Raw genomic sequence first — 24,672 nt, 5'->3', positions numbered from 1 at the left:
TTACAATGTACCTCTATGAAACTTATATTCTTTCTCAACAAGGCAGATACGCAGGTGGAAGTTTTCGTACCATTGCTCACGGCCCCTTTTTTTCGCTTCTTTATGTAAGGCGTTCTTTTTCCAATTTTCAATTGCTTCAAGTGATTCCCAATAAGAAATTGTAATTCCAAGTCCCGAATTATCACGTGAGCTTTCTACACCTAGAAATCCAGGTTGCTGTTTTGCAAGTTCCTCCATCTTTTCGGAAACGGTACTATAGTCTGTTGTGTTATTTGAAAGTTTAGAAGTAAATATAACAGCATAATAAGGGCTAGTTTTTTGTGGAGTGTTCTCCATACATTTTCCCCCTTTAAAATCAGTTCATAGTTTGTATTTTAGCACGTAATAAAAAGAAAAGAAGCATGAGGCTTTTTTTCTTCCTCTAATTGATGCATAAAGAAATCTTGTTCAGGGATTAGCATTATAAAATACTTACGGTGCTTGAACAAACACAACATTATTTTTAGAAAAATAGCCAACCGTTCGTTAAATAAAATAAATGACATTACTAAAGAAAAATAAATGATCACAAAACCTTTCATTTTAGAAGATTGGATGATCGTTTTTCCTATTGTTATTATTTGTATCGTTCTTCTAATGATCTATTTGAAAAAACGAAAATAGTATGTATTGAGTGTGTGAGAAGAGGATTTATAAGTTTATTATTGTTCCTCGTAGGGCTTGCATTAGTTATATACATAATTGTATAAACAATTATGTATATAAAACAAGAGTAATACGGTTTCCAGTAAAAAGGTTTCAATTCATCTGGGAACTCTTTTCGTATATAGCGGGAAGTGACGGTTTTAAAATTATTCACAACATTAGCTAAGTGAATTTGTGGCGGAATATCAAACAGATATGTATGTGATCCTCTTCACCGTTCATTTCAATCATTATATAATTCCACTTTGTAAATAGGTTGTGGGCAATTTCCACGAGCTATTTTTTTATGTTTTCATTAATACAAGATGTCTATATTTTGTAACTATAATTAAAAGATATGTTAGTTTATATATTGCATGTCTATTCTTGTTACATTCATGCGTGAAACCATCCCTTATTATTTTACAACTAAATTAATATAGGTTACATTTTTAACATACTCAAATACGAAAAGGAAGGAGGGTTTGTTGGATGTCCGCGACAAAATCTAAAACGTTAAAACATAAAATAACAAATCAAACAAACATATTTGAACTAACGATTCAAATTTTTAATGAAGCCCTTTCGTATTTTATGAATGTTATTGATAAAGAATTTTTAAGTTTGGACGATTGGAATACAAAAGGAATCGTACCGGCCGTTGAAAGGTTGACGCATACGACGAAAACAAACCCACTTCCTAAATATAAAGAGTTCAACCAACAGTTTTACAAGTTCCCTAGTTATTTCAGGCGCGCGGCTATCGCTTCCGCCTTCGGAAAAGTGAAAAGTTATCGTTCCTTACTCCGAAACTGGATAGAAGAAAAAGAACAAGCGAAACAAGAGGGGAAACGTTTTTCAAAACGGCCACCTTCTTTTCAACTTGAACACAATGAATTTCCTATTTTCTACCGCGGTAATATGTTTGAAAAAAGAAGTAACCATGAAGCGAAATTAAAGTTATTTATAAAAAAAGATTGGGTTTGGATAGATATTACATATAAACCAATGGATTTAGAAAAGAGAGGCGTTTCAGGTTGGAAAGAATGCAATCCAAAGCTGATAAAAAGTGGGAAGAAATACTACCTAGCTATCTCCTATGAGAAGAAAATTCCGTTAAATAAAACAAACATAAAAGACCAAACGATTATTTCTGTGGACCTTGGAATGACCAATTCTGCGGTATGTTCTGCTATTCGTCCCGATGGAACTGTCATTGGACGTACATTTATTAACCAGCCAATAGAAAAAGACCGGATGGATCGAATGAGTAAGAACGTAAAAATCGCACAAAATAAATATGGGTACATTTCCGCTCCTAACCTTTGGAGAAAGATAAACGGTCTACAAAAGCACATCGTAATAGATACAGCTCGACGCATCGTAAACTTTGCGGAACAGCAACGTGCTGATGTGATCGTATTTGAATTTTTAGGGGAAATGAAATTTCCACCTAACACTTACGGAGCCAAACGACTCAAACAAAAATTACATCATTGGTGCAAAAATGGCATTCAAAATAAAGTACAACAAATGGCGCACTACCGAGGAATTCGTATTCGCCGAGTAAATGCTGCAAATACTAGTAAATTAGCCTATGATGGCTCAGGTGAGGTTGTACGTAATCATAAAAAAGACCTCGCAACATTCCAAAATGGCAAGGTCTACCATGCTGATTTAAATGCAGCTTACAATATAGGTGCACGTTATTTCTTACGTGAGCATCTTAAAGCTTTTTCTGAAAAGAAAAAGTTGAAACTTGAGGCAAAAGTACCTCAAGTTTTAGCCAGAACACAGCAATCCTTATCTACATTCATTAGTTTTCTTCAGGCGGTCGCACTAGCGGTGTGAAAATGCTTGAGTTAACCGTATTTATGATAAAGGATGCTCCATCAAAATCTATGATTTAGGTGGAGAGGTTCACGTGGCATTGCTTATATTTCCTCTAAGCTATTAACTGGAACTGTTAATTCGCGTTTTGGATTTGTTACTTCATATATGCGGGCGGTTTCGTTGCTTTCGTCAACGTGTTGAATCATAACAGGCATGCCTTGGAAACTGACATTGGCTTCTTCAGATGACTCGGAAAGCTCTTTTGCGCGTTGTATATTCATTTATATTCCTCCCATCATTATTATCTTTGCAAAAAAGGAGGAATAATATACCATTTCGAGACATTTTTAAAATTTTTGTATTATTCGTAATGTTTCTTTAATAAATGAAGAGAAGATGGAATCCGGATAGGATTTTATCTTTTGAGCGGCTTCTGTAGCTTCCTCAAGAGCTCTTTTTTTATCGTTAAGTTTAACATAACAAAGGGCACGATATGCACCAGCTGTTGTAAGCCACGCTTGATCAAGTGGATGGTTCATATAATCCGGCATGATACCACGTTGCAATGTTTGTAAAGCCTCCTCATAACGTTTTAAGCCGTATAAAGCTTTCCCTTTTTCAAGATAATACAATCCGTCGTCTTGAAAAATTGGCTCATCTTTAAGTTTTTCTCGAAATTGTTCTAGGTGTTCTAATGCAATTGTATATTCATTAGTAATTGTGTTGTAGTAGTAAGCTTTTAAAAGATCAATAATAGCAATGGATAAAGTATCTTCTGTAAAAATGGCGAATTGCTCCGATTTTTTTATGTAATATAAATATTTTTCTTTATCAGCTGTAATGACTTTTTGGTAAGATAAAATACGGTAAAATTCGTCTGTTTTATAATACACTTGATGTTTTTTTGAAAATGCGAGTGCTTCTAATATGTTTTTTTCACATTGTTCATAATCGCCACATGCTAGTAAAATGATGGCTTCATATAAACATAACTCGATATGTATAATGAGATCCATTTCTAAATGTTTCTCTTCATAGTCATTTCGGATACTAGCTATAAGTTGTAAACATTCAGCATATTTTTTACGTGTGAATATCGTAAAGGATAATTTTAATTTTGTTTCCGTACTGTCACGGTATAAAGTATATTTTTCAAAAATAGAAGTAGCCTTTTCAACGTAATATTCAATGTTATAATCTTTCATAATCGCTGCAGCTGTTACAAATTGTTTATATAAACGAGCGGTATTTAAAGTAGAAGGTAGCTCTTTTTGAACGATAGGTAGTAAAGTCTCATATACTTCATCACATTTATTTGCCTTTATTAGTTGTTCCATTTGTTGAATGAGTTCTACCATTTCTACATCATCTTCTTCTAGTAAAAAACTCGTTTCGCATCCAAGTTTTTCAGCGATATATTGTAATGTTTTCATGGAAGGTGTAGCTTTTCCATTTTCAATTTGACTTAGCATACTTTTTGTCAGTTCTGAACCTGCTAGCTCAGTTTGAGTAAACTTTTTTTCTTTTCGTAACGTTTTAATTTTTTCGCCTAGAGTAGCCATCACATGCTCCTTTATAATTAAAAAGTTAAATACAATTAAACTTTTCGTTGTAAAAATTGGAAGGTTGATTATATAATAAGTTTAACACAATTTAACTTTTAAGGGGAGAGTGTCATAATGGGGGATGTAAGTATAGGTCAAAATGATTCAAAAATGAAGATTGCAACGAGAAATATTATGCTAATGATGATTGGGAAAATGACATCTTTATTAGGTGCAGGTATTTATACGTTTGCAATGGGATTATACGTATTAAAGACAACGGGTTCAGGAATGGGATTTGCAATTACGCTAATTTGCGGATCAATACCAAGAATGATCTGTGGACCAATTGCAGGTGCTGTAGCTGACCGCGTCAATCGAAAATGGCTTGTCATTGGCACAGATTTATTAAGTAGTTTAACGATGCTTATTATGTTTATTCTTACTACTATATTTGGACCATCACTTCTGTTTATTTATGTTTCAGCAGCATTATTATCAATTTGTGCAAGTTTTTATTCTGTTGCATTAACTTCGTCTATTCCTAATTTAGTAGATGAGGAGCGTATTCAAAAAGCGAGTGCTTTGAACCAGACGGCAGCATCTTTATCAAATATTTTAGCGCCAATTATTGGCGGAGTTGTATTTGGTTTCTTTTCGATTAAATCGTTTTTCCTGCTAAATAGCATTACATTCTTTTTAGCGGTTATTGTGCAATTATTTATCGTATTTGATTTATATAAAAAAGAAATGGCTGAAAGTAAAGAGCATTTCTTGACGAGTATAAAAGAAGGTTTTTCATATGTAAAACGACAGCATGAAATATATGGGCTAATGAAAATTGCACTATGGGTGAACTTTTTTTCGAGTGCACTTTTCGTGGCACTTCCATATATTATCGTTCAAAATTTACATTTATCTTCGAAGCAATTAGGTACTGTAGAGGGAATGTTAGCGGTCGGAATGTTAATTGGTGCGATTGTTTTATCGATGCGTAAGGAAACGAATAATCTGTTTCGCTCTGTTTATGTTGGGTTATTTTTATTTGCAAGCTTAAGTGTATGTACGATTTTTCCATTGTTAGTTACCATTCCGAAAGTAGCAAGCTTCATGTATTATATCTTATTTATGCTTTTAACGGGTATGTCAATGATGATAGTAAATATACCGATGCAAGTACATATTCAAAAGACGACAGACCCAAGCTATTTAGGGCGTGTATTCGGTTTACTTGAAACAATTTCTACCGCAATCGCACCGCTCGGTATGATTGTATATGGATTTTTATTAGATATGTTGCCGACTAGCATTGTTATGATGACATTAGGCGGAGGATTATTGTTAGTTGTATTAGTGGGAGTAAGAAAGCATGTGGCGAAAAAGCAAGTGGATGTGTCGGTTTAAAAATAAGAAAGTATTAAAAAATTGACTGGAAACAATAAAAATGACCAAATTAGTATTTAAGTTTTTGAAACTCTTTTTCATGTATGTTACAGTAAAGTGAGCAGGCAAAGAAAAGGAGAAAACATCATGAAAAAATTAAGTTTTGTAATGCTTTTTCTGTTAGTCGTAATGACTGGATGTAGTAATTATGACACGTATATTGAAACAGGTATGCAATCATTGAAAAATGAAAAATATAGTGATGCGATTATGTGGTTTGAAAAAGCGGAAAAAGAGAAAACAGGAAATGAAGTGAAGGCATATAAAGAAGTCGCTCAGTTACTAGATCACGGTGCGACAGCATTAAAAGACGGTAAGTATGCAGAAACGAAAGATATTGCAAATGAAGTGTTACAAAAGAAAAAAGACGATGCACTTGAAAAAGCTGTGACATCAAATGCAGAGAATATGCTTCAAAAAGCAAAAGATGTGGAAGAGAAAGTAAATGAAAGAGTGGCAAAGCATAGAAAGATAGAAGAAGAAGGAATCGATAAACTTATTAAAGCTGTCGATAGTATAGATGAAGTGAAAGAAAAAGAGAAAAAAGTTTCAGAAGCATTAGATAAGGCTGAAGAGGCACAAGCAAAAATTGAGGAAAAGAAAAATAAATAGAGTTATAGTGTAAAAGGCTGTCGTGTATAACGACAGCCTTTTAATTTTTTGCTGCAAAAGAAGTAATGCTATGTAGTAAAAAAGAAATTATTTTAGAATTCCATCTGTCCTCATGATGAATGGTGTAAATATTACGCTGAAATTCAAAATCAGGGATCGGTATATAGCATAGCTCATTTCGTTGTACTTCTTGCTCAATAGCAAGTTTTGAAATAAAGGCAACCCCATTACCATATTTTAAAATTTGTTTCATCGTTTCTAATGAATCTAGTTCAATTTCTGATTGAAAGAAGCTGTTATGTGCTAACGTCCATTGTGTAAGTAAATCTCTCGTTGTAGATGGGTTACGATGCAATAATATACGTTCTTTTTCGATATCTTGTAATGATACATTTGTTCTTTTAGAAAGATGATGTTCTTTGGAAAAGGCAAGAACAAGTGTATCAGGCATTACATTCATTTGTTTTAGAAGTGGTTCGTCAAACGGTGCCGCAGAAATTACCCCGAGATCAATTTCATGATTTTGTAGCATCGTTCGAATTTCAGGAGCTGTTTTTACTATGAGTGTTATTTTTATATTTGGAAATTCGCATTGAAATTGGTGAACAACTTCTGGTAAAAGATAAGTCGCTGGTACATAACTAGCACCAATTGTTATAGCGCCTTTATTAAAATCTTTAAACTCTTGTGTGACCCGCCTAGCTTCTTTCATAAGTGCATCTATTTTACAAGCATAATGATGCAACGCCTCACCAGCTTCTGTTAAGAAATACCTTCCGGAACGTAATTCAAATAAAGGTACACCAAGTTCCTCTTCTAAGCTTTTTATATGGAACGTAATAGTAGGTTGTTTAACGCCAAGTTTTTCTGCAACGATAGTAAGCTTTTTGTATTTCTTAATAAGCACTACAATTTCTAATTTTAAGAGATTCATTATAAGTTGGCCCCTTTTTCTTCTAACTATAGAAAAAATCTATAGAAATAAATAGTTTATTAGAGATTTTTTAATTTAATCTTTACAGTACATTAACATTCAGTATAAATCTTCCAGATAGAATGAAAGCAGGTTAAGAATGAGGGGAGAGAGGTGAAACGATGGATATTAAAATTCATGGATTAGAAAAGGCATTTGGAAAAACACAGGCGTTAAAGCCGTTACAGATTGTAATGAAAAAAGGGGAATTCACCACACTTTTAGGACCTTCAGGATGCGGGAAAACGACTTTGCTTAGAATGATTGCAGGACTTGAAGAACCGGATAAAGGAGAAATATATTTTGGAGATAAGTGCATGTATTCGTCTACAAAAAAGGTAAAAACATCTCCTCATGAACGGAATATCGGTATGGTATTTCAAGATTTTGCTTTATGGCCGCATATGACTGTTTTTGAAAATGTTGCATTTGGTTTAAGGGCTACAAAGCAAACGAATCATTTACGCGAAAAGGTAGAAGATGCGATAAAGCGAGTTCGCCTGCAAGGTATGGAGAAAAGATATCCACACGAACTTTCTGGTGGACAGCAGCAACGTGTCGCATTTGCTAGAGCAATTGTAACAAAGCCTCATTTTATTTTGTTTGATGAACCGTTAAGTGCACTCGATGCAATTTTACGAGAAGAAATGCGCTTAGAGCTTATGGATATCGTTCATTCCATTGGTTTAACGGCATTGTATGTAACACACGATCAAACAGAAGCTATGTCAATGTCAGACCAAATTATTGTAATGAAACAAGGGGAAGTATTACAAAAAGGAACACCAGAAAATATTTATGTGAAACCGTCTCATGAATTTGTTGCAAAGTTTGTTGGTAAGGCAAATTGGCTTGTAGAGAATAAACAAATGATTCGTCCAGAGCACGTGAGCTGGACAAAAAATGAAGTGTGCGATACGTATACAGGTGAAATTCAGTACGTTACATATGTAGGAGAACGTTATGAAGTGAAAGTAAATATGGGGACACTCGGTGTATGGACAGCTTATAACAATAGTAAGCTAAGCATCGGTAAACCGGTATCGTTATATGTACCAAAAAAATGTATTCATCATATAGGGGGAGAATCGTATGAAGAAATTCAGTTCGCTTAAGTCTTTATTTGTATGTACTTTACTATTTTCTGCTGTAGTAGCAGGTTGTAGCTCAAAGACAGGTAATGTAGATGCAAAAAATAAAAATTCTAATGAAAAGAAAATTGTTGTATATAGTGCAGGACCGAAAGGATTAGCAGAAAAAATTCAAAAGGACTTTGAAAAGAAAACCGGTATAAAAGTGGAAATGTTTCAAGGAACAACAGGTAAGATTTTAGCGAGAATGGAAGCTGAAAAGAAAAATCCAGTCGTTGACGTTGTCGTACTCGCTTCTTTACCAGCTATGGAAGGATTAAAGAAAGATGGTCAAACGTTAGCTTATAAAGAAGCGAAACAAGCTGATAAGCTTCGTTCTGAATGGTCGGATGATAAAGGACATTATTTCGGATATAGTGCTTCAGCATTAGGAATTGTGTACAACACAAAAAATGTGAAGACAGCGCCTGAAGACTGGAGCGATATAACAAAAGGAGAATGGAAAGGGAAAGTGAATCTTCCAGATCCAGCGCTTTCAGGTTCGGCTTTAGACTTTGTAACAGGATACGTGAAAAAGAATGGACAAGATGGATGGAAGTTATTTGAACAGCTTAAGAAAAATGAAGTTACAGTAGCAGGGGCAAACCAAGAAGCGTTAGATCCAGTTGTAACAGGTGCGAAAGATATGGTAATTGCTGGTGTTGATTATATGACGTACAGTGCAAAAGCAAAGGGTGAACCGGTTGATATCGTATATCCAAAAAGCGGAACAGTCATTAGTCCACGGGCAGCAGGCATTATGAAGGATAGTAAAAATGTAGAAGGTGCAAAAGAGTTTATTGATTATTTATTATCAGATGATGTGCAAAAACAAATTTCTAAAGCGTATTTATTGCCTGGTAGAAAAGATATAAAAGCTGAAAATAGACCAAATGTAGAAGAGATCCCAGTATTAAATATTGATTGGAAAACAGTTGAGAAAGAACAAGATGAAATAGGAAAACAATTTAAGAAAGTATTTCAATAAGATGGTGATTACATGGTAAATCGATTCGTATCAGTAAGACAAGTTGGAATGACAGTAGCATTGTTACTTGTGGTGATGTTAATCGTCATTCCGCTTTTTCTCATTTTATTTTCTAGTGTATATGAAAATAGCAATTGGAATTTTTTAAAGCCTTTTGAAGTCATGAAGAGTGGTGGATTAGCTGGGATTTTTCTAAATTCGATGCTTCTAGGTGTACTCGTTGTAATAGGAGCTACAATATTTGCATTTCCATTGGCATTCATTATGAGCAAAACAGATGTAGGAAAGTATAGTAAGTTAGATATTATTTTTATGATTCCATTTATGACGCCGCCGTATATTGGATCGATGGGCTGGATTTTGTTCATGCAACCTAACGGCTATTTTGAACAATTTTTTCCGATGCTAAAGACGATTTCATCTTCGTTTTTTAGTTTAGGAGGTATGGTTCTAATTATGAGTCTGCATTTATTCCCATTCCTTTATTTCATGTTAAAGAACACGTTACTTCAGATTGGGAGTAGTAAAGAAGAAGCTGCAGCAGTTCATGGGGGTGGATTCTTCTATCGTTTAAGAAAAATAATATTACCGTTATTATTATCAAGTTATGTAATGGGTGCTTTACTTATTTTCGTAAAGACGATTGCAGAATTTGGAACACCAGCTACATTTGGACGTAGAATTGGTTTCCATGTGTTAACATCTGAGATTCATAAATTTATTTCGAGTTGGCCGATTGATTTTAGTAGTGCAACAGCATTATCTTCTTTATTACTTAGTGCGTGTATGCTCATTTGGTATATGCAAAATGTATTGAATCGAAAGTACTCATATGCAATGGTTAGTGGAAAAGGTGTGAAATCTAAAAGATATACTTTGTCTACATTTACACGTTTTATAGCATGGGTTTATGTAATTGCTTTACTAATAGTAGCAATTGGAATCCCATACTTTTCTATACTTATTGCTTCTTTGTCAAAATTAAGAGGCGGTGGCTTACATTTAAATAACTTTACAACAAGCCATTATGAAGCATTGTTTACAATAGGTTCTCCAGGATTAGAAGCTTTATGGAACAGTTTTCTTTTTTCACTCGTAACAGCGATTGTTGCTGTAATTGTTGGGGTCTTTTTGGCACTTATGATTCGAAAGGGGAAAAAGTCCTCTGAAAAATGGCTTGATATGTGCGGTATGTTACCGAATATGGTACCAGGAATAGTGATGGTTGTAGGGCTTATTTTATTTTGGAATTCACCATATATACCTATATCAATTTACAATACGCCTGTCATGGTTATAGTAACGTATGTTGTTCTTTTTTTACCTTATACGGTGCAGTATGTAAAAGCATCGCTCGGACAAATTGATGATTCTCTTGTACAGGCAGGGAGTATTTTTTCTGGAAATTATATTTATATTTTTAGAAAAATAATATTGCCTCTTATTATCCCAGGCATTCTTGCTGGATGGGCGATGACATTTACGATTTCGATAAGAGAGTTAGTAGCATCGCTTCTCGTACTACCTCCATCAGTAGAAACGTCAGCAACGTTTATTTTTGCTCAATTTGAACAAGGGGAAGTATCTATAGGAATGGCGATGGCCGTTGTTTCTGTTGGGCTTACAACAATGTGCTTATTACTTCTGCAACATATGGAGCAAAAACGAAAAGGGGTAGCATGATGAGGATGGAAGTATGGGGAGGAGCGGGAGAATACGGTCGTTCCTGCTATTTTGTAAAAAATAAAGAGATGAAAATAGTATTTGATTGTGGTATTAATCGATCCTATGAGGAGAGTTATCCAAAAATAGAAAGAGAAATAGTTACATTTTTGGATGCGGTATTTTTATCACATATTCATGAAGATCATACGATGGGATTACCTTTATTGACGAAGTATGGATATAAGAAAAAAATTTGGACGACTCGTTATACGAAGGAGCAACTGCCAGCTTATTTTGAAAAATGGAGAAACTGCAATCTTTCAAAAGGGTGGGATTTACCTTATAACGACCAAAATATTAAAGATTTAAATTATGTATGTATTGATGAGATTAGTAATCCAAATGAATGGATACAGATTACACCAACGTTGCGGTTTCAATGGGGGTATAGTGGGCATGTATTAGGAGCTGTTTGGTTTTTAGTGGATATGTGTAATACATACGTATTTTATTCTGGTGATTATTCAGCAGAATCTAATATACTACGAGCTAATTTACCTGGAAATTTGCGAAGCGATATAAAAATTGCAATTGTAGATGCCGCTTACCACACTGATGATGTTTCGCAAAATGAAAGATTAGACGATCTATGTACAGAAATTGAACGAGTTATGCAAAATAAAGGAATAGCATTACTACCGCTGCCGCAACTTGGTAGGGCGCAAGATATAGTATTGTATTTATATGAACGATATAAAGAATTTCCGCTTATAGTAGATAAAGAAATTTTGGCTGGATTTGAAGAGATGTTCATATATAAAGATTGGATAAAAAATAATGAAGAACTTCAATGGATTATGGAGAGTTTGAAAAGAAACATAATAGTTATGGATAATGACATTAGTATGCAAAATAGTTACGGAATAGTTGTAATGAGTGATGCGAATATGCAAACGAAAAGAGCACAGTTATACTATGAACAACTTCGGCATGAAGAACGGAATTCCATTATTTTTACAGGACATATTGCTAAAGGGAGTTTTGCAGAAAAAGTTATGAAAGAGCATGTAAGGAATACATGTAGGGTGAATCGAGTTCCGTATAAAGTTCATCAAAGTATAAGTGATGTTAAGGAAATGTTAAATACATTATTACCAGAACATACGGTGTTAGTGCACGCTCTTAAAGAGGATACGGATCGATTACAACAAAAGCTAAGTACAGCAGGATATGAAAATATATATTCACTTGCAATGGAACGTATAGAAGTAATTTAAAATGTAAAGGGGATAGGTATATGAAAAAAGTATTTGTATTCGTAAGCATTTTCTTTTGTTGTTTCCTTTATAACGTTAAGGAAGGGTTTGCTGCTAGTCCAATGAAACCTAGTTTTGAAGTGAAGTTATTATTAAAGCCAGAACAAGTATTAGGTTATAACAAAGAGATAAAGCAAGAGGTACTAGAACATTTCCAGGCAGGTACAAATTATGAAAGAATACAAGTGCAATTTTTAGATACGGCGAATAAAAATTTAAGTAATGAAGGTTGGTTTGCTAGAATTCGAAAGAAAGAATTTAGTAAAGATTTTGAGCTAACATATAAAAAGAGATACCCGATTCAAAATGGTATAATTCAAGATGCATTAGAAGTAGCTAAGAAGGATGGATTTGATAGTAAAACTGATAACTATGAGGCAGAAATAGATTGGGGATTTGAGAAGAAAACATTAAGTATTTCAAATAAGAAAAGTTACAGTGCTAAAGGATATGGGATACTTGATTTACCAAATGAACGGGATGCTCAAAACATGTTAATAGAGAAATTACCAGGGAAAATGAACAAATGGCTGTATACGAATTGGGGAGAAGAAATGCTCAACGATTCTCATATTTACGGTCCTGTATTAATGAAGCGCTATACAGGTAAATTTGAAAATATAAAAACGAATATTGAAATTTGGCAACTAAGTGATACAGGGAAAATAGAAGACGACTTCGTAATAGAAGTGTCATTTAAAACAAATGAAGAAAGTATTGCGGCAAAACAAAGAGAATTATTAATGGCGAGTATAGAGAAAAAAGGTTGGTTGTTACCGAAAGATAGTTTGAAGACAGAGCTTATTTTTCGGTGAGTATGACAAAAGGAATCCATATGTCTATGGATTCCTTTTTCTAATATATGAGCATTAAGCTAAATCTGCTGACACGAACATATCATTATTTTGAAGGTTTTTAGAGCGTAAACTATAAGCGATCACTTTCTTTTTATGTTGTTTGACAACATCAACATGCTCTTCATGACTATAAATATAAAATGTAAAATCTTTTTTGCCACGTATTGCATTAATAATTAATGGAGTGCTCTCATTTTGTGGTGGTGCATAATAGCGATCTAAAAATAAACCTTCATTAAAATCATTAATAATTTGAGATTTCTTTTCGCCTTCTAAGCTATTTCCATTGATTGTAACAGTCACATTCTCTTCATCAAGTTGCGGATGTGTTTCATATCGGCTAATAATTGATTCAATAACGGAGTTTGGAAGACTAGAAACGATAATTTTAAATGCCCCAAATACAACTAACAGTACAATAAACCAAGTCGTCATATTGTATCATCCCCTTTACACTATTAAATAATATAACCCATATGGTAATAGTACATATGGTGAAGTTTTGTATATTTTGTGAAAAATTTTCCTTTTTCGAACGTTTTTTAACAAATGGAGATGTTTAAAGAATATAAGGTGATATTTGGTAGGATAAAAATATAAAGTCTTTTTATTTATTTGTTAGAAAAATCAATTTTGTTACAAAAAGTTGAAATCGAAGTATTTTAAAAGAAAAAGGTTTATAATAAAAATATAACTAATTACAAGGAAGTGTAACTATGAGTACTGTAGCTATCGTGTATGGTATTATTCTTTCCACAATTATTATTTTATTTTTCGTAGGGATTTCACGTTATATTCATAAATGGAAAGAAGGAGTTGCGAAATTAAATCACATTGAAGAAGAACTTAGTGATTTAATGTTACATCATGGTAAGTAAAAAATTTATTTTTTAACTAAACAATGTGAAGAATATCACAAAACATGCTCTCTTTATGAAAGCATGTTTTTTTATTATGTGCTGAATAGGCACATATCATCTATTTTCCCCATACGATACATCGTTAAGTACAGAATGTTCGGAGCGGGAAAGAGGGATAAAATGAGTAATTCAGGTTATGTTACAGATAATAAAAATTTAAAGAAAAGCTCAGGAACGCCAAATCTTTTCTTTGATTCAAGAAAAAATGTCTTTTTTAAAAGAGACGAGAAAAATGTTGCGTATGAAGTAACGTCAACACAGTTACCGGCGATGATTGGAGGAGCATTTGTTGATTTATTTATGACGAAGGGGCATATGCGAGAACCACATTGGCATCCGAATGCTTGGGAGTTAGATGTTGTTGTCTCTGGGGAAGCCGTTACTTCTATATTAAATCCTGAAACGAATCAATTGCAAAATTATCATTTAAAAGCGGGGCAAACTGTCTTTATTCCAATGGGATGGTGGCACTGGATCACAGCAGTAACAGAAGAAGTACAATTACATTTATTCTTCAATAATGATCAGTTTGAAACAGCAGAAGGATCGGATGTACTTAGATTAACGCCTCCAGAAGTATTTCAAGCTGCTTACGGTGTAAGTGCAGAGAAGCTAGCAATTGATCTTTCGCCAATTAAAGAATCAGTTGTAATTGGGCCGCCCACATCAAATCGTCTAAAAAGTGATAAACAGATTGATGATTTAAATATAGTAGTTACGTTAAATGGACAAATAACTTCATGTGAAATAGAATAACTTTTTCTTTTTTAGGAAGAGTTATTCTGTTTTGTATAAAATTGTAATTTATTTCGGTATAATTAATATATAGAAGGCAATTTGTTAGAGGAGGCACATTGTGAATATATTAAAGATTATAGGGATAATCGCGGGAGTTATTATAGTAGTTGTTATAGCTTTCTTTGCAGTTATGAAATATTATTTGTCAAAAGAAGATCCTGATTATGTATTAAACTACATAAAAGAACATAAAGGTGATGAAACATGTTCATTACTTATTAGAAAAAATGGTGAAGTAGTAACATCTGTAAATGAAAATAAAAAATTACCATTAGCAAGTATGGCAAAAATCGTAATAGCAGTTGAGTTTGCTAAACAAGTGTCAGAAGGAAAAATCCGCCGCGATGAACAAATTTCATTGAAAGAACTAGAAAAATACTACGTTAAAGATCCTGATGGTGGAGCGCATCCTGCATGGTTAGAAGATGCCAAAGCTAGAGAGTTAGTGAAAAATGAACAAATCACTTTAGAAGAAGTTTCCAAAGGGATGATTCATTATAGTTCTAATGCAAATACAACATATTTATTAGAGAAACTTGGGATAGATAGGGTAAATGAAAGTATAAAAGAGTTAGAGCTTACTAGTCATGATACGTTCTCTTCGTATACTGCTTCACTATATATGAGAGGATACGTAGAAAAAGAGCTTCATGAGTCAGAGGATCAATCGTTAGAAATGATACGTAACATGTCTAATGATGAGTATAATAAACATGTGTTACAAATACATGAATGGATGAAAGATGAAGAAGAATGGAAAAAGCGAGATATCCCATTAAAAATAGATATGGAATTCCAACGTATTTGGTCAGATAGATTAGTGAGTGCAAATGCTAAAGATTATTTGAGTTTAATGGAAAAGATAAATAGTAGAAATTATTTTTCAAAATCAATGCAAGATGAAATGGAGAATGTTTTTAAAGGAACAGTTCAAAATAGTAAATTCGAATATGCTGGTCAAAAAGGTGGTTCTACCGCATTCGTATTGACAAAAAGTTTGTATACTACAGATAAAAAGGGAAATAAGGCTGAGGGTGTAATAATGTTTAATAATATAGATAATCAAATTACATACCAAAAGCTTAGAAATAATATAGATTACTTCATTCGAGATGCTATAACAGATGAAGAATTCATAATAAAATTATAATGAAATAATCTTATTATGTAAACAACGGGCGCTTATTTGAAAGCGTCCTTTTCTTTTACTGATACAGGATTTCCTATTTACTCCATTGAATATAGATTGAAACTAAGAAAGGAAGAGGAACAAATGACTACAATATATTTCGTTCGCCACGCTCACTCTACATATACAAAGGAAGAAAGGGAACGCCCCTTATCTGAGAAGGGTTGGTTAGATGCACAAAACATAACAAGCTTGTTAAAAGATGAGAAGGTTGATGTTGTTATTTCTAGCCCATACGAAAGAGCGATGCAGACCGTTGAAGGAATTGCGAATGCCAATAAACTATCAATACAACTGGAAGAAGATTTACGAGAAAGGTTATTAAGTAAAGAGCCAGTAGAAGATTTTTATGACGCTATTCAGAAGGTGTGGGAAGACTGGACTTTTGCATACGAAGGCGGGGAATCAAGTGATGTAGCGCAAAGGCGTGCTGTATTATGTATGCAAAATATAATGGGGAAATATAAAGGGAAGAATATTGTAATAGGTACTCATGGGAATATTATGGTATTAATAATGAATTATTTTGATTCGAAATATGATTTTCAGTTTTGGAAAACACTTCATATGCCTGATGTGTACAAATTAACTTTTGATAATAATCGTTTCATTTCTGCTGAAAGAATAGAGAAAACGGGTTATCAGATTAATAATTTGTAAAAGTTTATCAAAAAAAGAGGAAAGAGAGAAAGTATTGTAGAAGTATGACTTTGTAACATAAAAAAATATTTGTTAAAGGAGGCTGTTTACATGTTTGAGAAAGAGAAAGAAGGGCTTATTGAAGTTCACAACGTATATGAAATCGCACCAGCAGATGGAGCAATTATAGGTATGGCAACGGAAGAAGAAATGGAGATTGCTGCTGAACTAGAGTTACAGTACTATGCCCATTCTCGTTTATTAGAAGCAAATATTCAGTTAGACGGTTCCTCCTATAAAGAGTTACTTCAGGAGTTCCAGGAGTACGAAAGAAAATCAATGAACTTTTGGAGAGCAATACATAAACGTTTAGCTGTGCCATGGGCATGGGTATTACGTATTGATGTTGCGAATGGTCCTATATATGTAAGCAATGGGAGTTCGTATTATGAAGAAGTTGATGATAACGAAGAAGACTATGAATAGATAAGTAAGGAAGCAGCTTTAGTTGCTTCCTTTTTTTATTTACAATGAGTGAATGGTTTCAATGATAGTATCTGGGCAATCATTTTCTATACCGTGACCAGCACCTTCAGCCAAAATGTATTGGCTGTTTATTGAGAGATTTAATTGTTCACGAATAAGTTCTTGCCACATATCTTCAAGTTGTGTAGCTTCTTCTTTTGGCATACCGCCCTCAATCAATTGAGCAATAGAATATTGAGGATCTCTACCGATAACGATTAATGGTATTTTTAATGTTTTATGTTGTTTTTTTATTGAGCGAGCACAATTTTTCCACTCGGACAGTTCAGAAGCTATCGCTTTATATAATGAAGGAGATGTAGAAAATTTGATATGCTGTTTTGTTGTATTGACGAGCATAGGTTTTAGTTCAGTATAAAGTGCGTCTGCATCCATGTTGGAGTAAGTATGATATTTGTGTAGCCAAATATCATCAGAATCAGTTTGATCTGAAACTGGTAAATGAAGCTCATCTAATCGGTGTAAGTTCATGGAAGTAGAATCAACTAAAATAAGTGCTTCAATTTGATTCGCATGTAATATCGCAAAATGTTGTGCGCATAAACCTCCATAGGAATGACCGATTAAAATGATTGGCTCATAAATATCTAGTTCATGTAGTAACATATGTAGTTCTTTTACAACTTGCATTGTTGTACGTCGATTAGTTCCTAGCTCACTTTTTCCGTAACCTGGGCGATGATATGAAATGACTGTAAATTTTTGTGAAAGCTTTTCTATAATAGGAAGCCAATCATAAAATGAGCAACTCATTCCTGTTTGAATGACTACAGTTTGTTTACTGTTACCTCTTATATATACTTCTACAGTTTGTCCAAATATCTCTATTGATCTATTAATAGTAATTCCCCCTAAGCTTGAAATACTTTTTGGCAAGTAAAGACGATACACCAGGCACATATGCCGAAGAGTATAGATGTACTAAGTGAAAAGGAGTTCTTTAAACCGATATAAACAATAAATAATAGTAGTGCGGATGCAGGAAATCCATATAATACGCCTAAAGCGAATTGACTTAATTCTTGTTTACTCCCACCTTCGAAAGAAATCCAAAATAGGCTTAGTAAACTAACGAGTGGAAGGGCAGCAATAAAGCCGCCTATCGTACTATAATGTTTAGCGACTTCAGTAATAACGCCGATAATAAGTGCCGAAACGATTACTTTAACGAGGAAATGCATATTTTGCCTCCTTAGCTAATAACGAAAAGGCTTTTGCTATTAGTTGTTGCTCTTCTTTTGATAACTGTGATTCTAATATTTTTATCTTTTCTTTATCTAGTAAAGTATGCTTTTCTAATACTTCAATGCCTTCTTTCGTTAAAGTAAGGTTTACAACCCTTTCATCGTGCTTGTTTCTTTCTTTTATAATAAATCCTTTTTGAATAAGGCGCTTTACGTGTTCAGATGCTGTGTTATGAGAGAGACTAAGCTCAGTAGCAACTTTTCCAATTGTTATATCTTTCTCACGAGAAACGATTTGTAAAATACGAATAGCTTGGTGAGAAAGGTTGTCTTCATATTCATATCGTAAGTGATAATAAATACTTTCCCAATGTTGATTAATGTCTTTCATAATGATAAATCCTCCTATTTTTATATCGTATAGTAAGATATATTCGCTGATTCAGAAATAAAATCCTTTTATTTTCATTAAAAATGTTGAAAAAGTTTATTTTTATTGAAATATAAGGTAATCTATGTGTAAAGGTATACATTTAGCAAGAGAGAGGATGATAGCTGTGAATACATTTAAATGGATTAGTCATGAAAAGATGTATGTAGATCAAATACATGTTGAAAAATGTGGTCCTCTTTCAGTCGGCGTATATGGAGGAAATCAAGAGAGTGATGCATATGAAAGAGGAGATGCAGTGCTAGCTTGGTGGGATCCGAAATTAGAATTTGAATTTGTTATGATTTTTGATACACATCACAAAACGAAAAATATACATCATATAATAGAAGCAATTTCAGAAAGAAAAGAGAAGTTAAAAGAGTTATTTTCATATCCAATCCATTTAGCTTTTCATCATACACATATGTATTTATTAGCGTTATTTACAGATGAGCTATTTATCGAGAAATGTGACCAAGATGATGAGGAACTTGCATGTTTAATTTGTTTACGAAAAGGCGAGTTCTTATATTGGCTATCAGTTGGTGATTGCTTCGCGTATTTATTCCATTCAGAGCAAAAGGAAAATGGAAAAGGTAGGCTAAATAAGCGTAAGAATTATGAATATATAGGAAGAAAAAATGTTTTTGCGGCGAATACCCCTTGCTTTACATCAGGAATAAGGGGATTAGAAAAAGGTCAGAATCACATTGTAATGGCAACGGATGGTATTTTAGAATGTGATAAACGAAAGTTTGATGATGATCAATCTTTAGTAGAAATATTACACGACGGAACTTGTTTACAGATTGAGCCGGTATTAACAAATGTACTTCAGTGGAAAGGTAGAGATTGTGCCACTATTATTGGATGGTCCATCGATACTGAAGATAGACAATGTGCCAATTAATAAATGAAAGGGAGTTCAAGGTTTTTTGTCCTTGAACTCTTTTTTGTTAAGCAATATGAATATGATACGTTTTTAACCATTCATTTACTTGTAGCATATACTCCATAGCACTTCTTGCTTCAAAATTGTTAACCACTTTATTACTTTGATCAGCAATTGCAAGTAAGATGGAATGGTTAATAAGTGAGAAAACAGGGTTGTTTTTATTGCTGCACATATCAAGTGTTAAATTACGGATTGTTTGTAAATAGTGTGGATCTTGTGAAGTAGGATAAGCGCTTTTTCTTCTATTTCGTACATCATCAGGTAAAGCAGGTTTCAGTGCTCTACGTAAAATACCTTTTTCAATATTATCAATACTTTTGACGTTAAAAGGTACGTTCCATAAATATTCGACTAGTCTATAATCACAAAACGGTACACGAACTTCAAAACCTACAGCCATACTCATACGATCTTTACGGTCGAGTAAAAAGGGAAGGAATCTTGTTAAAAATAAATAAAACATTTGACGTTGTTTCGCTTCTTTTTTACTTTCACCTTCAAGAGTAGGAACTTCAAGAGCAGCCTCATGGAATCGTTTATTAATATAATGCTCAGGATTACATTGAGTCGTTACGTCATTTAATAATAGAGAAGATGTGTTTTTCCAGTTTGTTAACCACGGAAACTTATCTACATATAATAGTTCTTCTTGATGAAACCAAGGATATCCACCGAATACTTCATCAGCAGATTCGCCAGATAAAGCCACGGTTGCGTCTGTTTTCATTTCGCAAAATAGTAAATATAGTGAAGTTTCCATTTCACCAGCACTCGGTAAATCTTTCGCATGAAGGGGAACAAATAAGTGATTTGCTAATTCTTCTGCATTGACAATAATGTCATGATGCGACGTCCCTACGTGCTCAGAAACACGTTTTACCCAAGGAGCATCTAGACCAGTGCGAGCAAATGTAAGTTCGAAATCTTTAGCGCTGTTTACAAAATCAATCGAATACGTGTGGAGTGTTTTGTGTTCCTCTGCAAATTCTTTACCTGCCAGTGCAGTAATACCACTAGAATCTAATCCGCCTGATAACATACAAACGAGGGGAACATCGGCAATTAATTGTCTTTTTACTGTATCTTGTAAAATAGATAAAATGTGTGAAGATGTATCATCAACAGAATCTGTATGGATCTTACTTTCTAAATTCCAATACTTCTTAACTATTTTTTTATCACGTGTGAACGTTATAGAATGTCCAGCACGAACTTCTTGAATATGTTTAAAGACGCCACAACCTGGAGTTCGAAATAAGCCTAATCCAAATATTTCATTTATTCCATCCGTATCAAGTTCAGCAGGAACAGATGGGTGAGCTAATAGGGCTTTTATTTCAGAACCGAAAATAATGCTGTTATTTCTTTCTATATAAAAGAGTGGTTTTACCCCTAAATGATCTCGTGCTAAAAATAATTGTTGCTTCTGATCATCCCATATAGCAAAAGAGAAAATTCCATTTAAATGTTGTACGCAATCTTCTCGCCATTCTAAATAAGCATGTAGTAGCACTTCTGTATCTGAGTGTGTTTCAAATGTATGACCTTGCTTTTGAAGTAATTCTCTAAGCTCACGGAAATTATAAATCTCACCATTATAGGTAAGAGCATACGTATAATCCCCAGCACGAAATGTTTTTGGCTGCGTTCCTCCTTTAGGATCGATAACAATTAAACGACGGTGTGCAAATGCCGCCCGAGGTGAAAACCAAAACCCTTCAGCATCAGGTCCACGATGCTGAATACTATTTGCCATCTTTTCTAAAATAACATGTTGATTTGAAAGGTCTTCTTTCCAATCTACCCAGCCTGTAATTCCACACATACACATCTCATCTCCTAATTTTAAATAGTATATTAATGAAATAAAATGTACACCAAGTTAAAGAGTGGTTATGTAAATAGTGTACTACATGAATTAACATGCAGACTTGAGAAAATTTTCTTCGAATGCATAGTTATGTGAGATAATGGCTAAGGAAAAGTATTCCATTACATACAAAAAATAATAAAAAAGATGAGAGAAAACTTTTTTCTGGACGTTATATAGGGTGTAAAAGCTTTTACAAAAAAATAAGGGGAATCGCTACATGAAATCAAATGAGCAAAATTTTATTAAAAGATTACAGCGGCAAAAAGAAGATGCGTTAGAATTTGTTGTCGATACATACTTACCACTCATAAAAGGGATAACGCATAAAGTTCTTCTTCCAGTTCAAAATGATGGACTCATAGAGGAATGTGTAAATGATATATTTCTTTCCATTTGGAATAACGCAAATAAATTTCATGGAGAGCCGAGTGATTTTAAAAAATGGATTGCGGCGATTGCGAAGTTTAAGGCAATTGATTATTACCGGAAAGCGACTAGAAAAGTAGAAATCATTTCAGATGAGTTTCATATTAGTACGGAAAAGTCAGCGGAAGACGAATTAATCGTTATGGAAGATAGGGAAGAATTATTGAAGCTTATTAATCAATTAGAACCGTTAGATCAAAAAGTGTTCATTATGAAATATCTTCTCGGTATGAAGACAGAGGAAATAGGAGACAAGTTAGGATTAACTCGAGCGGCGATTGATAATCGTGTGTACCGAGGAAAAAAGAAACTACAACAAAATGCTACGAATATTAGTTTTGGAGGTAGTGCAATATGAAAGACATTTATGAACTATTAAATGACATTGATATAGATGAAAAAGAATTTGAGGAAATTGAGGCTTCTGAAATTGAAAAAGAAAAAGTAAAACGTAATGTAAAACAATCGATATGTACGAAGAAAAAGATGAAAAGTTGGAAGAAGGGTGTAGCGGCTGCATCTATTTTAGTAGGGTTATCAGTTGCAACACTCGGTATCGGATTTCCTACATATGCTAGAGGATTGCCTATAGTAGGTGATATATTCCGATTTTTAGATAATGGTAAAACAGGGTTATATGAAAATTATAAAGAGTTTTCGACTGAGTTGAATATGACGAGAGAGAGTAATGGGGTTAAGGTTACAATTAATGATGCTGTGTTCGATGGTAGAACAATTACAATCACATATTCTATTGAGAGCGAAAAAGATTTAGGAGAGAAACCGTTCCCATTTGGAAGGCCGCAAGTTATGGGCTTTAATGGCGGAGGAGGTAGTTCGAACGTTACAAAAGTTGGAGAGGGAAAATATGTAGGTATGACTACGATGAGTGATCATGGTAGTGAAAGGTTAGATGTTGCAAATGTTTGGTGGGATATAGAGGCAATTGAGTTGGATTATGAAGGTAATGCAATAAAGGGGAATTGGAATTTCGCGCTTAGTTTAAAAGCAATGGATAGTAAGGAAGTAAAGGTTAATAGGGTTTCTGAAAATGAATTAATAAAAGTAAATATAGACAAAATGGAAGTAACCCCGATGTCATTTATCGTTTTTTATAATCAAGAAGAATCTAAGGCATTAAGAAGTATATGGGATAGTGCGGATGTTGAGTTAGAAATAAAAGATGATTTAGGAAATCATTATGCTGGTGAAGGAAATGGCGGAAGTAGTACAGTAGCAGAACCGCATAAAAGTAGTTGGAGTGCTACATTCCAAAAGTTGAACGAAAATGCAACAAAGCTTATCGTTACACCTCGTGTACACTTGCGAGTTCATACACCTGAAAATCATGGTGGAGTGGAATATGTGAATGGAAAAGAGAAGAAAATTGAAGTGCCGAAAAAAGAAGCGAAGAGTAAAGATATTGTTCTAGATGATATTGTAATTGATTTAAAGAAATAAAAGAGAGACTGCCTAAAAACATTAGGCAGTCTCTTTTTCGTTAAGAATTAGTAACGAGTAACGCATGCGGATGCTGCGTTTTATATTCATCTTTCCACGGAATATTTAGTTGTTCCCACGATTCGCCGCTATCATTGGATTGAAAGACGCCATTATTATTTAAAGTATAAAACGTATGTGGTTCTGCTGGATTTGTAGCAAACATCGAAATGACTGTACCAATTGCAGATGGTAGTCCTTGCTGCACTTGCTCGAACGGAGTATCTTTCGTTTTCCGATAAATATAAGATTCATAAGGAATACGGTGATGAGCAAGGTCGGCACTTGGTGCGGCAGAAACGAGAATTGTATCGCAATCAGCCGGATCGATAGCCATGCTGTATAAATAATGATGTTCAAGTCCTTCACTGCATGAGATCCAGCTGTTTCCGCTATTATAACTTTCAAGGTATGCGCGATCAGGTCCGCCCATAAATCCGTCACCACATGATGCATAAAGGCGATTTGGGGCTTCAGGGTGCATGAGTAATTGATGAGCATCGATAGGAGCACCGAATTTTTTATCAATCCATGTATGCCCTTTATCATTACTTTGAATAACAGCACCAGCTTCGATTGAAACATGGAGTGTATTTGAATTGTTTGGATCAACTGTAATCCAGCGTACGTGATGGGTAAAAGGTCTAGGCGGAAAAGCCCACGTATAGGAAGATAATAATGATTTCATATTTTTAAGTTCAGTCCACGTTTCACCACCATTTTCTGAACGGAATAAAGCACTAGGCTCTGTACCTACATAAACGACACCATATCCGTTAACTTGTTCATTAGGGCTTATCGTAATGGAAGTAATCGAAGAATGTAAAATACCATCCTCTTTAGGGAAATCAAAGTAACGATATGAATCTCCAATTGGTCTCCACGAATCCCCGCCATCGTCACTTAGCCATAAACCTCGTCCAAATGTGCCGCAATAAACACGATTTGTTTGGAATGGATCAACCACAATACAGGTAGGTTGCATATTTTGTAAATGATATGTGGTTTCATAGTTACCATATTGTTCTTTTACTACAACAAGTTCACGCTCCATGCAGAGAAATAGTCGTTTCAATTTTGTAACCCCCTTAAAAATTCTTTCATTAGTAAACAATATGAAAATAAAAAAGAAGTAGTCTTGTTTTTAGTTGAGAAAAAGGACTT

The 24,672-nt window shown here is 34.0% G+C and carries 27 protein-coding genes and 2 pseudogenes; 18 read left to right on the top strand and 11 right to left on the bottom strand.

All coding sequences use genetic code 11. The annotated features are described in order from the left end of the window. Positions 1-336: an antibiotic biosynthesis monooxygenase family protein gene (locus ACE38F_RS19515; protein WP_215555874.1), complete on the bottom strand. Its 336-nt coding sequence runs from the start codon at positions 334-336 to the stop codon at positions 1-3. Between the two features lie 228 nt (positions 337-564). Between ACE38F_RS19515 and ACE38F_RS19510 the strand changes: the two are divergent. Beyond that, positions 565-663: pseudogene (locus tag ACE38F_RS19510) on the top strand (class C sortase); the annotation flags it as partial. Here ACE38F_RS19510 and ACE38F_RS19505 read toward each other — a convergent pair. Beyond that, positions 617-859, bottom strand: coding sequence for a hypothetical protein (locus ACE38F_RS19505; protein WP_319805991.1), 243 nt, complete (start codon positions 857-859; stop codon positions 617-619). The pseudogene ACE38F_RS19510 and the gene ACE38F_RS19505 overlap by 47 nt on opposite strands. Positions 860-1,176: 317 nt before the next feature. Here ACE38F_RS19505 and ACE38F_RS19500 point away from each other — a divergent pair, with 317 nt between their 5' ends. Continuing rightward, positions 1,177-2,535 carry an RNA-guided endonuclease TnpB family protein gene (locus ACE38F_RS19500; RefSeq protein WP_375369730.1) on the top strand — a complete coding sequence of 453 codons (1,359 nt, stop codon included), beginning with the start codon at positions 1,177-1,179 and terminating at the stop codon, positions 2,533-2,535. A gap of 83 nt (positions 2,536-2,618) precedes the next feature. Here the strand turns inward: ACE38F_RS19500 and ACE38F_RS19495 are convergent, their stop codons facing one another. Next, entirely contained in the window at positions 2,619-2,798 is a 180-nt protein-coding gene (locus ACE38F_RS19495; RefSeq protein WP_001025736.1) for an H-type small acid-soluble spore protein, read from the bottom strand. 66 nt (positions 2,799-2,864) lie between these two features. Beyond that, the gene (locus tag ACE38F_RS19490) at positions 2,865-4,079 is read right to left on the bottom strand and encodes a helix-turn-helix domain-containing protein (RefSeq protein WP_375369729.1); all 1,215 of its coding nucleotides are present in this window, start codon (positions 4,077-4,079) and stop codon (positions 2,865-2,867) included. A 117-nt stretch (positions 4,080-4,196) separates the two neighbouring features. On the opposite strand from ACE38F_RS19490, the gene ACE38F_RS19485 reads away from it, so the two are divergent. After that, positions 4,197-5,465 carry an MFS transporter gene (locus tag ACE38F_RS19485; protein ID WP_215555876.1) on the top strand — a complete coding sequence of 423 codons (1,269 nt, stop codon included), beginning with the start codon at positions 4,197-4,199 and terminating at the stop codon, positions 5,463-5,465. Positions 5,466-5,591: 126 nt separating this feature from the next. Continuing rightward, complete coding sequence (locus ACE38F_RS19480; RefSeq protein WP_215555877.1) at positions 5,592-6,116, top strand: COG3014 family protein; 525 nt, start codon at positions 5,592-5,594, stop codon at positions 6,114-6,116. Between the two features lie 40 nt (positions 6,117-6,156). On the opposite strand, the gene ACE38F_RS19475 is transcribed toward ACE38F_RS19480, so the two are convergent. After that, on the bottom strand, positions 6,157-7,050 hold the full coding sequence (locus ACE38F_RS19475) for a LysR family transcriptional regulator (RefSeq protein WP_341307182.1): 894 nt from the start codon (positions 7,048-7,050) through the stop codon (positions 6,157-6,159). A 161-nt stretch (positions 7,051-7,211) separates the two neighbouring features. Here ACE38F_RS19475 and ACE38F_RS19470 point away from each other — a divergent pair, with 161 nt between their 5' ends. Genes ACE38F_RS19470 through ACE38F_RS19450 form a run of 5 tightly spaced genes read left to right on the top strand, consistent with a single transcriptional unit; the run spans position 7,212 to position 13,003 of the window. Continuing rightward, positions 7,212-8,204 (top strand): ABC transporter ATP-binding protein, encoded by a 993-nt coding sequence (locus ACE38F_RS19470; RefSeq protein ID WP_375369728.1) that lies wholly within the window; start codon positions 7,212-7,214, stop codon positions 8,202-8,204. Continuing rightward, positions 8,182-9,207: an ABC transporter substrate-binding protein gene (locus ACE38F_RS19465; RefSeq protein ID WP_375369727.1), complete on the top strand. Its 1,026-nt coding sequence runs from the start codon at positions 8,182-8,184 to the stop codon at positions 9,205-9,207. The genes ACE38F_RS19470 and ACE38F_RS19465 overlap by 23 nt, the downstream gene beginning before the upstream one ends. Before the next feature lie 12 nt (positions 9,208-9,219). Next, on the top strand, positions 9,220-10,890 hold the full coding sequence (locus tag ACE38F_RS19460; protein ID WP_375369726.1) for an ABC transporter permease: 1,671 nt from the start codon (positions 9,220-9,222) through the stop codon (positions 10,888-10,890). Then, the gene (locus tag ACE38F_RS19455) at positions 10,887-12,149 is read left to right on the top strand and encodes an MBL fold metallo-hydrolase (RefSeq protein WP_375369725.1); all 1,263 of its coding nucleotides are present in this window, start codon (positions 10,887-10,889) and stop codon (positions 12,147-12,149) included. Before ACE38F_RS19460 ends, ACE38F_RS19455 begins: the two co-directional genes overlap by 4 nt. A gap of 20 nt (positions 12,150-12,169) precedes the next feature. Next, positions 12,170-13,003: a hypothetical protein gene (locus tag ACE38F_RS19450; RefSeq protein ID WP_375369724.1), complete on the top strand. Its 834-nt coding sequence runs from the start codon at positions 12,170-12,172 to the stop codon at positions 13,001-13,003. Between the two features lie 54 nt (positions 13,004-13,057). Here the strand turns inward: ACE38F_RS19450 and ACE38F_RS19445 are convergent, their stop codons facing one another. Beyond that, complete coding sequence (locus ACE38F_RS19445; protein WP_375369723.1) at positions 13,058-13,480, bottom strand: YfmQ family protein; 423 nt, start codon at positions 13,478-13,480, stop codon at positions 13,058-13,060. A gap of 41 nt (positions 13,481-13,521) precedes the next feature. Between ACE38F_RS19445 and ACE38F_RS19440 the strand changes: the two are divergent. The 6 genes and pseudogenes from ACE38F_RS19440 (at position 13,522) to ACE38F_RS19415 (ending at position 17,077) form a co-directional block, all read left to right on the top strand. Further along, a pseudogene (locus ACE38F_RS19440) lies at positions 13,522-13,711 on the top strand (hypothetical protein). Between the two features lie 50 nt (positions 13,712-13,761). Next, positions 13,762-13,923 (top strand): hypothetical protein, encoded by a 162-nt coding sequence (locus ACE38F_RS19435; protein ID WP_002011945.1) that lies wholly within the window; start codon positions 13,762-13,764, stop codon positions 13,921-13,923. A 162-nt stretch (positions 13,924-14,085) separates the two neighbouring features. After that, positions 14,086-14,721: a cupin domain-containing protein gene (locus tag ACE38F_RS19430; RefSeq protein ID WP_215555885.1), complete on the top strand. Its 636-nt coding sequence runs from the start codon at positions 14,086-14,088 to the stop codon at positions 14,719-14,721. A gap of 100 nt (positions 14,722-14,821) precedes the next feature. Then, entirely contained in the window at positions 14,822-15,913 is a 1,092-nt protein-coding gene (locus tag ACE38F_RS19425) for a serine hydrolase (RefSeq protein WP_375369722.1), read from the top strand. Between the two features lie 123 nt (positions 15,914-16,036). After that, positions 16,037-16,612, top strand: a complete 576-nt coding sequence (locus tag ACE38F_RS19420; protein ID WP_375369721.1) for a histidine phosphatase family protein — start codon at positions 16,037-16,039, stop codon at positions 16,610-16,612. Positions 16,613-16,702: 90 nt separating this feature from the next. Next, positions 16,703-17,077: a hypothetical protein gene (locus tag ACE38F_RS19415; protein WP_215555888.1), complete on the top strand. Its 375-nt coding sequence runs from the start codon at positions 16,703-16,705 to the stop codon at positions 17,075-17,077. A 39-nt stretch (positions 17,078-17,116) separates the two neighbouring features. Here ACE38F_RS19415 and ACE38F_RS19410 read toward each other — a convergent pair whose 3' ends face one another. Genes ACE38F_RS19410 through ACE38F_RS19400 form a run of 3 tightly spaced genes read right to left on the bottom strand, consistent with a single transcriptional unit; the run spans position 17,117 to position 18,712 of the window. After that, positions 17,117-18,037, bottom strand: a complete 921-nt coding sequence (locus ACE38F_RS19410; protein ID WP_375369720.1) for an alpha/beta fold hydrolase — start codon at positions 18,035-18,037, stop codon at positions 17,117-17,119. After that, entirely contained in the window at positions 17,989-18,318 is a 330-nt protein-coding gene (locus tag ACE38F_RS19405) for a DUF3147 family protein (RefSeq protein WP_002086410.1), read from the bottom strand. Before ACE38F_RS19405 ends, ACE38F_RS19410 begins: the two co-directional genes overlap by 49 nt. Continuing rightward, on the bottom strand, positions 18,302-18,712 hold the full coding sequence (locus tag ACE38F_RS19400) for a MarR family winged helix-turn-helix transcriptional regulator (protein ID WP_375369719.1): 411 nt from the start codon (positions 18,710-18,712) through the stop codon (positions 18,302-18,304). Before ACE38F_RS19400 ends, ACE38F_RS19405 begins: the two co-directional genes overlap by 17 nt. Positions 18,713-18,836: 124 nt before the next feature. Between ACE38F_RS19400 and ACE38F_RS19395 the strand changes: the two genes are divergently transcribed. Next, positions 18,837-19,664, top strand: a complete 828-nt coding sequence (locus tag ACE38F_RS19395; RefSeq protein ID WP_215555891.1) for a protein phosphatase 2C domain-containing protein — start codon at positions 18,837-18,839, stop codon at positions 19,662-19,664. A 46-nt stretch (positions 19,665-19,710) separates the two neighbouring features. Here ACE38F_RS19395 and asnB read toward each other — a convergent pair whose 3' ends face one another. Then, entirely contained in the window at positions 19,711-21,534 is a 1,824-nt protein-coding gene (asnB, locus tag ACE38F_RS19390) for an asparagine synthase (glutamine-hydrolyzing) (RefSeq protein WP_375369718.1), read from the bottom strand. Positions 21,535-21,799: 265 nt separating this feature from the next. Here asnB and ACE38F_RS19385 point away from each other — a divergent pair, with 265 nt between their 5' ends. Both ACE38F_RS19385 and ACE38F_RS19380 read left to right on the top strand, forming a co-directional pair. Beyond that, positions 21,800-22,366, top strand: a complete 567-nt coding sequence (locus tag ACE38F_RS19385) for a sigma-70 family RNA polymerase sigma factor (RefSeq protein WP_215555893.1) — start codon at positions 21,800-21,802, stop codon at positions 22,364-22,366. After that, positions 22,363-23,469, top strand: a complete 1,107-nt coding sequence (locus ACE38F_RS19380) for a DUF4179 domain-containing protein (protein ID WP_215555894.1) — start codon at positions 22,363-22,365, stop codon at positions 23,467-23,469. Before ACE38F_RS19385 ends, ACE38F_RS19380 begins: the two co-directional genes overlap by 4 nt. Positions 23,470-23,509: 40 nt before the next feature. Here ACE38F_RS19380 and ACE38F_RS19375 read toward each other — a convergent pair whose 3' ends face one another. After that, positions 23,510-24,583 (bottom strand): beta propeller repeat protein, encoded by a 1,074-nt coding sequence (locus tag ACE38F_RS19375; protein ID WP_215555895.1) that lies wholly within the window; start codon positions 24,581-24,583, stop codon positions 23,510-23,512. Positions 24,584-24,672 lie beyond the last annotated feature (89 nt).

The organism is Bacillus altaicus, assembly GCF_042136375.2.
In the GTDB taxonomy this organism is placed as follows: domain Bacteria; phylum Bacillota; class Bacilli; order Bacillales; family Bacillaceae_G; genus Bacillus_A; species Bacillus_A cereus_U.
Note: the sequence above shows the minus strand (reverse complement) of the source record. Positions and strands in the feature narration are given on the sequence as shown.